At 41.4% G+C, this 9,799-nt stretch carries 10 protein-coding genes; 8 read left to right on the top strand and 2 right to left on the bottom strand.

All coding sequences use genetic code 11. The annotated features are described in order from the left end of the window. The coding region (locus DXA57_RS11775) for a nucleotide sugar dehydrogenase (RefSeq protein WP_117767576.1) at positions 1–1,085 on the bottom strand (1,085 nt) is incomplete at its 3' end. Between the two features lie 280 nt (positions 1,086–1,365). On the opposite strand from DXA57_RS11775, the gene DXA57_RS11770 reads away from it, so the two are divergent. From DXA57_RS11770 to DXA57_RS11740, 8 genes are all read left to right on the top strand, one after another. Further along, a complete protein-coding gene (locus DXA57_RS11770; RefSeq protein ID WP_117767570.1) occupies positions 1,366–2,622 on the top strand; it encodes an AAA family ATPase in 1,257 nt (418 codons plus the stop codon). 3 nt (positions 2,623–2,625) lie between these two features. Continuing rightward, on the top strand, positions 2,626–3,276 hold the full coding sequence (locus DXA57_RS11765) for an RloB family protein (protein WP_117767569.1): 651 nt from the start codon (positions 2,626–2,628) through the stop codon (positions 3,274–3,276). 29 nt (positions 3,277–3,305) lie between these two features. Then, positions 3,306–4,295, top strand: coding sequence for a hypothetical protein (locus DXA57_RS11760; RefSeq protein WP_117767568.1), 990 nt, complete (start codon positions 3,306–3,308; stop codon positions 4,293–4,295). 33 nt (positions 4,296–4,328) lie between these two features. After that, positions 4,329–4,493 (top strand): hypothetical protein, encoded by a 165-nt coding sequence (locus DXA57_RS17230; RefSeq protein ID WP_158571312.1) that lies wholly within the window; start codon positions 4,329–4,331, stop codon positions 4,491–4,493. Between the two features lie 195 nt (positions 4,494–4,688). Then, positions 4,689–6,059, top strand: a complete 1,371-nt coding sequence (locus DXA57_RS11755; RefSeq protein WP_117767567.1) for a PIN domain-containing protein — start codon at positions 4,689–4,691, stop codon at positions 6,057–6,059. A gap of 16 nt (positions 6,060–6,075) precedes the next feature. Further along, complete coding sequence (locus tag DXA57_RS11750) at positions 6,076–6,288, top strand: hypothetical protein (protein ID WP_117767566.1); 213 nt, start codon at positions 6,076–6,078, stop codon at positions 6,286–6,288. Beyond that, a complete protein-coding gene (locus DXA57_RS11745) occupies positions 6,285–6,722 on the top strand; it encodes a hypothetical protein (RefSeq protein ID WP_147345689.1) in 438 nt (145 codons plus the stop codon). The genes DXA57_RS11750 and DXA57_RS11745 overlap by 4 nt, the downstream gene beginning before the upstream one ends. A gap of 191 nt (positions 6,723–6,913) precedes the next feature. After that, positions 6,914–8,131, top strand: coding sequence for an ATP-binding protein (locus tag DXA57_RS11740; protein WP_117767564.1), 1,218 nt, complete (start codon positions 6,914–6,916; stop codon positions 8,129–8,131). Positions 8,132–8,223: 92 nt separating this feature from the next. Here the strand turns inward: DXA57_RS11740 and DXA57_RS11735 are convergent, their stop codons facing one another. After that, entirely contained in the window at positions 8,224–9,714 is a 1,491-nt protein-coding gene (locus tag DXA57_RS11735; protein ID WP_117767563.1) for a nucleotide sugar dehydrogenase, read from the bottom strand. Between the last annotated feature and the right edge of the window lie 85 nt (positions 9,715–9,799).

Raw genomic sequence — 9,799 nt, 5'->3', positions numbered from 1 at the left:
GAAGCGGAATGGCGCTCCGTTCCTCTGGAACGGATGCGCAGTTCTTGCGTAATATGCACAGCCATCTGCAGAACACGATCTGCAATGAAATCCTTTCTTGTTCTGTTACTCTCAACGATGGCAGACATCATATTCTGAGGTACATCGTTATAGTTTGCAAGGAGCTGCTTGGTATCCTTTGGCAGGCAGTATCCGCCATAACCGAAGGAAGGGTTGTTGTAGTGTGTACCGATACGAGGATCAAGACAAACACCGTTGATAATCGCCTGTGTGTTCAGTCCCTTCATCTCTGCATAAGTGTCCAGCTCGTTGAAGTAGGATACACGAAGAGCAAGATAAGTGTTTGCAAACAGCTTGACAGCTTCTGCCTCGATGAATCCCATGAACAGAGTGTCGATACCTTCCTTAATCGCTCCCTGCTGCAGAAGTTCTGCGAAGGTATGAGAAGCAGCAACCAGACGTTCATCGGATTCATCTGTGGAGACGATGATTCTTGAAGGATACAGATTATCATACAGAGCCTTGGACTCACGCAGGAATTCCGGGCTGAAGATGATGTTCTTTGTGTTGTATTTCTTTCTGACACTTTCGGTATAACCAACCGGGATTGTGGACTTGATGACCATGATGGCATTCGGGTTTACCTTGAGAACCAGTTCGATGACAGCCTCAACTGCGGAAGTGTCGAAGTAATTCTTCTTGCTGTCGTAGTTGGTCGGAGCAGCGATAACAACATAATCAGCGTCTTTGTAAGCAGTTTCGCCGTCAAGAGTTGCGGTCAGATCCAGATCCTTTTCTGCCAGATACAGCTCAATATAATCATCCTGAATCGGAGATTTCTTGTTGTTGATGAGTTCTACTTTTTCCGGGATAATATCAACTGCAGTTACATGGTTGTGCTGTGCAAGAAGAGTAGCAAGGGACAGACCAACATATCCGGTACCGGCTACAGCAATGTTCATCGGCTCATGCTGTTTTTTCTCTCCTGTAGTACCATTTACAAACAGATCAGTTGGTTCAAAGCCCAATACTTCTCCAAGTGCCTCTAATTGCGGGATGGACGGCATGATGTTTACAGATTCCATGCGGCTGAGAAGTAAAATGTTTTGTTAGATCGCGAAGCGACTGCGTTCATGAGCAAGTAGCGAAGCGGATTGCGAATGTCCGCTTTACCGAATTTACTGAGGTCCTGATGAGTTAATTGGATAATGCATACCAGCCTCATTTTTTTGGTTTTCTTGTTAAAATTTTCAGAAACGGAATTGTATATACAGTTAAATGTGATAAGTTCTCATTTTAAAGTTGATTTTTAAAAGAAATTGAGTATAATAGTAATATAAGAAACATGAAAGGATGGAGTGTAATATGCTTATACAATTCAATTTTAGGAATTTTAACTCTTTTCGTGATGAAGCAACATTAGATTTATCAGCAGCAAAAATGACAGAGTTTTCAGAAAGAGTTGTCTCAGTGGGGGGTGAGAAGATCCTGCCTGTTGCAGCTGTATATGGTGCAAATGCAAGTGGAAAATCCAATGTCTATGGTGCATTCGAATATATGACAGACTATGTAGTAAATTCTTTTAAATATGGTGATGAGGTTAAGAATTTTGATGAAATCAGGCCACATCCGTTTATGTTTGATGTTGAATCAGAGCAGGCAGATACCAGCTTTGAAGTTTATTTTACAGTGTCGGGAGATAAAGCAGAGAAAAGCTATAATTATGGTTTCTGCGTTGGAAAAGAAGGAATTACAGAGGAGTGGTTAAACTATAAGGCTAAAACTGCGAGAACGTATAAATCTATTTTTTATCGTGATGAGAAGACCTTGGATTTAGCAGGAATCCCGAAAGCAAGTCGAGAGAATATTTCGGTTGCGTTGGAGAAGCAGGTTCTAATCGTATCATTGGGGGCAAAATTGCGAATTTCTAAGTGCAAACTGGTAAGAGATTGGTTTTTAAACAACGAATTTACAGATTTCGGAAATGCTGTAACGAATTTCTTTATGTCAAGAGTGCTCCCGGTAGGATTCGTGGATGACGAAAAGGTAAGAGAAAAGGTTGTTAAATTCTTTGCTTCATTTGATGAAACAATCAAGGGATTTGAAGTTACCAGACTTCCACAACAGGATGATTCAAAAGATGAGCATTATCAGATTGATGCTCTTCACAAAATGATTGGTTCGGATGAGCTTGCAAAAATTCCATTGCAGAATGAGTCTGCAGGAACATTAAAGATGTTTGCGTTGTATCCGGAACTGCAAGCGGTCTTAGACCAAGGAAGCGTATTCTTTATTGACGAATTAAATGCCAGATTGCATCCGCTTCTTGTTCGAAACTTCATATTGACTTTCTTAAATCCTGAAATCAACGTAAATCATGCACAGCTTGTATTTACGACACATGATACTTGGCAGCTGTCAAATCAGTTATTACGACGTGATGAGATTTGGTTCACAGAAAAGGATGTCAATGGATTGTCAACACTCTATTCACTAGCTGATTTCGTTGATGAAGATGGAGTAAGAATTAGAAAAGACGAAAGCTATGAAAAGAATTATCTTCTCGGAAAATATGGAGCGGTTCCATCCTTAAAGACAATCGATTTTTTTAAGGAGGAGTAGTCTATGGCAAGAAAAGATCGGATGGGAAACCGCAAGACCAGGGATCAACGTAGTAAACGAAGAGTTCCGGAAATGGGATATTATCTTGTGGTTACAGATACCGAAGCTACAGAGAGATGTTTCTTTGATGGGTTACATGATAGTCTTCCTGAGGACACGCAGAAAAAGCTTGTGATTAAGGTAGTGGAGACAAAGACACAGAACCTTATTCAAAAGTGTATAGAGCTGACTGCATACGAGGCACAGTATAGAATTCCGTGGATCGTTTTTGATCGAGACCAAGTAACAAATTTCAACAAAATTATTCAGGAAGCCGAAAAGGCAGGCATTCATGTCGGATGGTCGAATCCATGCTTTGAGATATGGATGTTTGCGTATTTTGGAAATATGCCGGCAATTCATGATTCATGGGTATGCTGCTCTAAGTTTGAAGAACTGTACAAGAATAAAACTGGACAGAGCTATTCTAAAGCAGATACAGATATGTATAAAAGATTGGTTGAGTGCGGTGAAGAAGAAAAAGCTTTGGCAGTAGCAGAGCAAAAATATCAGCAATGCCTAAGAGACGGAAAAACTATTCCATCGGAGATGTGTCCTGCTACGAGGGTACATGAACTGGTGGGAGAAATAAGGAGAAAGACATTAAAAATATGATGTAAGATTAACAAGAAGGTCGTGATAAAATGAACTACCACAGCAACGCCCTGGAAACGGTACAGTGGTCTCTGGAGATAGATCTGAAAAAAGACTTGGAGTCTTTCATGGAAAAACAGATGCGGAAAATGAATATCCCTCCATCCGGGACAAGAAGTATTATGTATGAATATTTCAATACGCAGAAGAGAGTGATCTTTGAGACTCCAAGAAAGGTTGTCTATTCCAGAGAATTTCAGTGCCCGGAGGAGTATCAGGAAGCTCTTTCGCAATTTGAACAGAGCGCCCGAGAGGGGAAAAACTTAAATGCATATCTGAGTGACCAGATCCGGAAACCAGAAAAATCGGACGATCTTCTGAATGACTGGAATATCTACCATTTTCATCTGACCAGGCGTTTTCGGGAGGATGGTTTTGCGAAGCGAAGTGATTATCAGATTTTCGCTTGGGTGACGGCTGACTGCATCTATATGATACAGATTTATCCGCACAGAGAAGAGTATCTGTATTGCAAGCAGGAAATGTTAAAAATCCTGGAGGAGAACTGGCCGGAGCTTTTGGAGATTTATAGATTTAAAGGAGTGACCTGTCTGACTGAGCAGTTGAATGATGCACAGTATGGAAAAATACGGGAAGTACATGTAACGTCGGGGGTTCAGCTTGGAGAAAATAAGGTATATGGCCTTATTGGAGGCGGTTATATGTCAGACGGTTCTTCAGGGGAGGCGGTTCGCCGGGAGCAGTTCTGGCATAATCGGTTAAAACTCTGTGAAATGGTGATAAGGGACAATATGCCGTTCATTTCCTCAGTGATCCACACGCAGCGTGGCCTGGAACCGCCGGTTTATAAATTTCAGCTGTTATGGATTTCGAATTCTGCAGACAGTCTCCGGCTGATCGAATGGAATTCACATATGGGAGTTGAGTGGTTTCCTAAGAAAGGAAAATTAAGAATTTTTACCATGGAAGAAGAACTGGATTTCGGAGGGGCATTCGAGGGAGGAATCCGGCTTCTATAAGAAGCAAATTTATGGGAGCGGCAGCAGTGTTTTATGGAAAAAGTAAAAGAATGGAACACAGCAGCGGAGGATGAACCGGACACGGATAAGGTTTTCTTTGATACAGGAAAATTCCGTGCGTTTGCCAAGGGCTTTATTCAAGAAACGAAGGATCTTTTGACAGAGGTAGAATTGGAGTCTGGTGCAGTAATTTTTTGATGGCAGTGTATAAGGTGATGAGTCGGAAAGCATGAGACAATCAGATGGCGAAAGATCGCGAAGCGACTGCGTTCATGAGCAAGTAGCGAAGCGGATTGCGAATGTCCGCTTTACACAAAACCACAATAGTCATAGAAAATGCAACTTTTTGATGGTAGTATGTAAGTATTACCATGAGGCTATGGAGGGTAAGAAATGATTTATATTTCACTGGATACAAATTTTTTGAATATTTCAAGATATAACAATCTGGAAAGATTTGAGCTGAATTCAGATTTTTATGAGATATATGATGTCTCAAAAAATAAGGAATGCATTGATAAATGTGAGGTGTTGCTTCCTGAACTGGTATACCGGGAATTGCTGCAGCATGAGATAGAAGCGTATCGAAAGATATACGATGCGGTAGAACAATATGCGATGCAGTTAAAAGATCTTTTTTCATATAATTTTCAGCACACTCCGGAACAATATGCCATTGAGCTTTCCAGACTGGCAGATCAGTATCTTACAAAGGAGAAGATTAAGATATTACCAGTTTGCAGTGATGATCAGTTCCTAAATATACTTGAAGCTTCTATAAAAAAGCAGCCTCCTTTTGAAGGGATAAAGGGGAAAGCGGATAAAGGATTTAAGGATGCTGTAATTTGGTTTTCTTTGATGGATTATGCGAAAGATCATCCTGGAAAGTATATTTTTGTGACAAAGGATAAGATTTTTCTGGATAATAAAAATAAACTTTATAATTCTTTTGAGGAAAAAACAAGGCAGAAGGTAACTTTTTATCGTGATCTGGAAGAAGTACGCCAAAATATTATAGAATTTTCTGCGAAAAGTGAATTGCAGGAAGTAGAAGTCTCTGTTCAGGAAAAAGAATGGGAAATCTATGATAAAGATCGGGTGATGATAAATACAGCCTGGACATTACCAGTGGTGAAAGCAGCAGGTCGGAATGAAGAACCCCATGCTTTGAAATATATCAATCATTGCATTCGTAATTATTATGAAGATGTAAAACAAGAATGGATTAGCTGGAAACAAGAGTTGGCAAAATCAGAAGAAACAACGACAGACGGTGAAAAAGAACCGTATTCTGACGGCATAGCTTTTGAAATCTTGCTAAATCAGGCATCGATTCTTTGTATTCGTTTTTCTCGGTATCGGTATACAGGCGGCTGGCATGGACTTCCAATATGGAATATCATGACATTTGATCTGTCTACAGGGCGGCAATTGGAACTGAAGGACGTGATGAATCTGTCAGAGGATAAGATATTTGAACTTGCTGCCAGAAGGCTGAAAGAAGAACAGGCTATATGTAAAAATACGAATAGAAGACCATATATAATGGAAGACTTTACTTTAAAATATTACCATAATAGCAGGGAGTTAAAATGGTTTGTGGATTTGAAGGGAGTACATATTTATTTTGATGTATATGAAGCGTCTTCTTATTCGGAAGGATTTATTGATATTCTGCTGAGTGATAGGGTATATAAAAAACAAGGAAAAGGAAAAATTCTGTTAAAATTGGAAAAAGAATTAAATTATGAGATAAGATCATAAATCTCATAAAGATAAGATGTCAGATTCAGCTTGTCAGGTATTGAGAAAAATGACCGGTGTTGGAGTGGATCATCAGCGATGTGAGAAATCAGCTGGAAGATTGAAAGTAGGGGGAGAAGCGTCAGAAGGAGTGGCAATTATGTGTAAAGCTATGGAAGATATGAGAAATGAAGCAGCAAAAGAAGCTGAAAGAATGAAAGCAATTCGTATGGCTCGTTTAAAGGAGTGACCAGTCTGACTGAGCAGTTGAATGATGCACAGTATGGAAACATACGGGAAGCACATATAACGTCGGGGGTTCAGCTTGGAGAAAATAAAGTATATGGTCTCATTGGCGGCGGTTATATGTCGGATGGTTCTTCGGGGGAAGCGGTTCGCCGGGAGCAGTTCTGGCATAACCGGTTAAAACTTTGTGAAATGGTGATAAGAGGCAATATGCCGTTCATTTCCTTAGTGACCCGAAGACAGCGTGGTCTGGAACCGCCGGCTTATCGATTTCAGCTGTTATGGATTTCGAATTCTGCAGATAGTCTCCGGCTGATTGAATGGAATTCTCATATGGGAGTCGAGTGGTTTCCTAAGAAAGGAAAATTAAGAATTCTCACTATGGAAGAAGAACTGGATTTCGGAGAAGCGTTTGAGGGAGGAATCCGGCTTCTGTAAGCAGCAAATCAACCCCAACGCATAACAACACCAAAAGGTACACGCCCCGAAAAGGGGCTGTGCCTCGCATCTGATATGTTTCTGAAATTGGAAAATATTAAGCTGAATAAAATAAAAGTTTCCGAAATGGGAAAATAATTTGATATTCTTCGTATAATATGCTATATTGAGGAAAAAGGAGGAATGCAGATATGGTTGAACGAAAAGAATATCTTGACCAGCTTTGGGCATGGAAAGACGAGCAGCAGATCAAGGTCGTGACCGGAATCCGCCGCTGTGGAAAATCTGTACTTCTGGAACAGTATCAGCAGAGACTCTTAGCGAATGGAGTCACACCAGAACAGATTATTTTCATCAATTTTGAAAATCTGGATTACGAACCTTTAAAAGATTATATGAAGCTGTACAATTACCTCAAAGAACGTTTGTGTGCAGATAAGATGACATACATCTTTTTGGATGAGGTTCAGGAAGTTCCATCATTCGAGAAAGTGGTTGACAGCCTTTATATCAGAGACCATGTGGACGTCTATATCACAGGCTCCAATGCATATATGCTGTCAAGTGAGCTTGCAACGCTTTTGTCAGGAAGGTACACAGAGATCAAGATGCTGCCGCTTTCTTTCCGTGAGTATATGGCGGTGACAGGTATGACAAAAGAGGAAGCTTTTGCAGAGTTTATGAAAACTGGTGGAATTCCGTATGTGGCAGTAATGAACCGCACGGATGAAAAAATAGATCAGTATTTAGAGGGAATCTACAATACCGTTATTGTAAAAGATATCGAGCAGCGGCAGGCAAGAAGAGAAAAAGAAGGTGGAAAACGAAAAATCACAGACATTGCGTTACTAAAGACAATTGCCAGGTATCTGGCAAGCGTTATCGGCAGCCCGGTGTCAATGAAAAGTATAACCGACTATCTGACCTCAGCGGGCAGAAAAGTATCCCAAAACACAGTCAGCGATTATGTGGAAGCACTGACAGAGTCTTTTATTTTTTATCCTGTGGAGCGGTTTGACATTGTGGGGAAGCAGCTCTTAAAGGTCAACAATAAGTTTTACATGGTAGATATGGGAATCAGAAACCACATTCTTCCGAGAAAACGATATGATCTTGGATTTACCATTGAGAACATTGTGTATCTTGAACTTTCACGAAGGGGCGGCAAAGTCAACATCGGAAAATATGGTTCTGCTGAGGTCGACTTTGTGACACAGAAGGAAGGTGTGCTTACCTATTATCAGGTAACTGCTGATATGACAGCGGAAGAAACCTTTGAGAGAGAGATGAGACCGCTGCGGAGCATTCAGGATAATTATGAAAAGATTGTTCTGACACTGGATCGTTTTTCACTCGGAAATTATGATGGCATAAAAGTTGTGAATGTCATCGACTGGCTTTTGGGATGATTCAAGTTTAGCATTTCACATTTCATTTTAGGGTTGGCTGAAGAGGTTGCTTACCGCCGGCTGGACCCCAATGCGCATGCCTGTCTGGCTGCTCAGTCGCGTTTGAAGATATCGCGGGTATATACTTTTTCGCTTACATCATCAAGGCAGCTGTCATAGCGGTTTGCAATGATGGTTTGGGAGATGTTTTTGAATTCTTTCAGATCTCCGATCACACGGCTTCCGTAGAAGGTCGATCCGGCAGGGAGTGTCGGCTCGTAAATGACAACGGTGGCGCCTTTGGCCTTGATCCGCTTCATGACGCCCTGGATGGAAGACTGGCGGAAGTTATCAGAGTTGGATTTCATTGTCAGTCGATATACGCCGATTATGCATTCTTTTTCCTGGTCCAGAGAATACTCGCCGCGGCTGAAGTAGTCGTAATAACCGGCCATATGCAATACCTGGTCTGCGATGAAGTCTTTACGCGTTCTGTTGGACTCAACAATGGCGGACATCATGTTCTGGGGAATATCCTGGAAGTTGGCAAGGAGCTGTTTCGTGTCTTTGGGTAAGCAGTATCCGCCATAACCAAAGGATGGATTGTTGTAGTGACTGCCGATACGGGGATCCAGGCAGACACCATCGATGATCTCCCGGGTGTTTAATCCCTTTGTTTCGGCATAGGTATCAAGCTCGTTGAAATAAGACACACGAAGAGCAAGGTAAGTGTTGGCGAAAAGTTTGACTGCTTCCGCTTCAGTGAAGCCCATGAAGAGGGTGTCGATATGTTCTTTAATGGCTCCCTGCTGAAGGAGAGAAGCAAAAATATGTGCTTTTTCAGAAGAATCCTCATCACAGGAAACGATGATACGTGAGGGATAAAGGTTATCATAGAGAGCCTTTGATTCACGGAGAAACTCGGGGCTGAAGATGAGGTTTTTTGTATTGAATTTTTTGCGGACGTTTTTTGTATAACCGACCGGAATGGTGGATTTGATGATTATCATCGCATTCGGGTTGGTTTTGGTGACAAGATCGATAACCGCTTCTACAGCGGAGCAGTCGAAGAAGTTTTTCCTGCTGTCGTAGTTGGTGGGTGCGGCAATGATAACGAAATCCGCATTTTTATATGCGCTTTCTCCGTCAAGAGTAGCCGTGAGGTCCAGTTCTTTTTCTGCAAGATATTTTTCGATGTAATCATCCTGAATGGGAGATTTTTTATGGTTGATCAGATCTACTTTTTCAGGGATGATATCGACAGCGGTTACATGGTTGTGCTGGGAAAGAAGAACCGCAAGAGACAGGCCGACATAGCCGGTTCCGGCAATGGCGATGTTATACTTTCTGGCTACAGAAACGTGTTCCTCGGTTCTTTCTGCTGCAGGGGCGTCATCAATGATGACATCTGTGATCTCGAAACCAAGTGCCTCGGCTAAAGCCTGGAGCTGATCAATGGTGGGAATGTATTCCTCGTTTTCTATCCGGCCGATCATGGAGCGGTTGATGCCGGTCATCTTGGAAAGCTGCTCCTGAGTGATTTTCTGTTCTTTTCTTTTTGCGTTGACAAGTTCAGCGATTAATTTTGTAGAAATTTTCTTCATGTTTACCTCCGATGGATCCTGAATGACGAAAATGTATGATATAGTAGAATTTTGTTAAAAATCAAAATGTTTCATTGATTGCAAT

The organism is Blautia sp. OF03-15BH (genome assembly GCF_003463065.1).
Classification (GTDB): Bacteria; Bacillota; Clostridia; order Lachnospirales; family Lachnospiraceae; genus Limivivens.
This window is presented reverse-complemented; position numbering and strand designations above follow the sequence as displayed.

Coding starts and splice junctions, on each gene's coding strand:
- DXA57_RS11770 (WP_117767570.1), top strand. CDS start 1,366: ATGCTTATACAATTCAATTTTAGGAATTTTAACTCTTTTCGTGATGAA.
- DXA57_RS11765 (WP_117767569.1), top strand. CDS start 2,626: ATGGCAAGAAAAGATCGGATGGGAAACCGCAAGACCAGGGATCAACGT.
- DXA57_RS11760 (WP_117767568.1), top strand. CDS start 3,306: ATGAACTACCACAGCAACGCCCTGGAAACGGTACAGTGGTCTCTGGAG.
- DXA57_RS17230 (WP_158571312.1), top strand. CDS start 4,329: ATGGAAAAAGTAAAAGAATGGAACACAGCAGCGGAGGATGAACCGGAC.
- DXA57_RS11755 (WP_117767567.1), top strand. CDS start 4,689: ATGATTTATATTTCACTGGATACAAATTTTTTGAATATTTCAAGATAT.
- DXA57_RS11750 (WP_117767566.1), top strand. CDS start 6,076: ATGTCAGATTCAGCTTGTCAGGTATTGAGAAAAATGACCGGTGTTGGA.
- DXA57_RS11740 (WP_117767564.1), top strand. CDS start 6,914: ATGGTTGAACGAAAAGAATATCTTGACCAGCTTTGGGCATGGAAAGAC.
- DXA57_RS11735 (WP_117767563.1), bottom strand. CDS start 9,714: ATGAAGAAAATTTCTACAAAATTAATCGCTGAACTTGTCAACGCAAAA.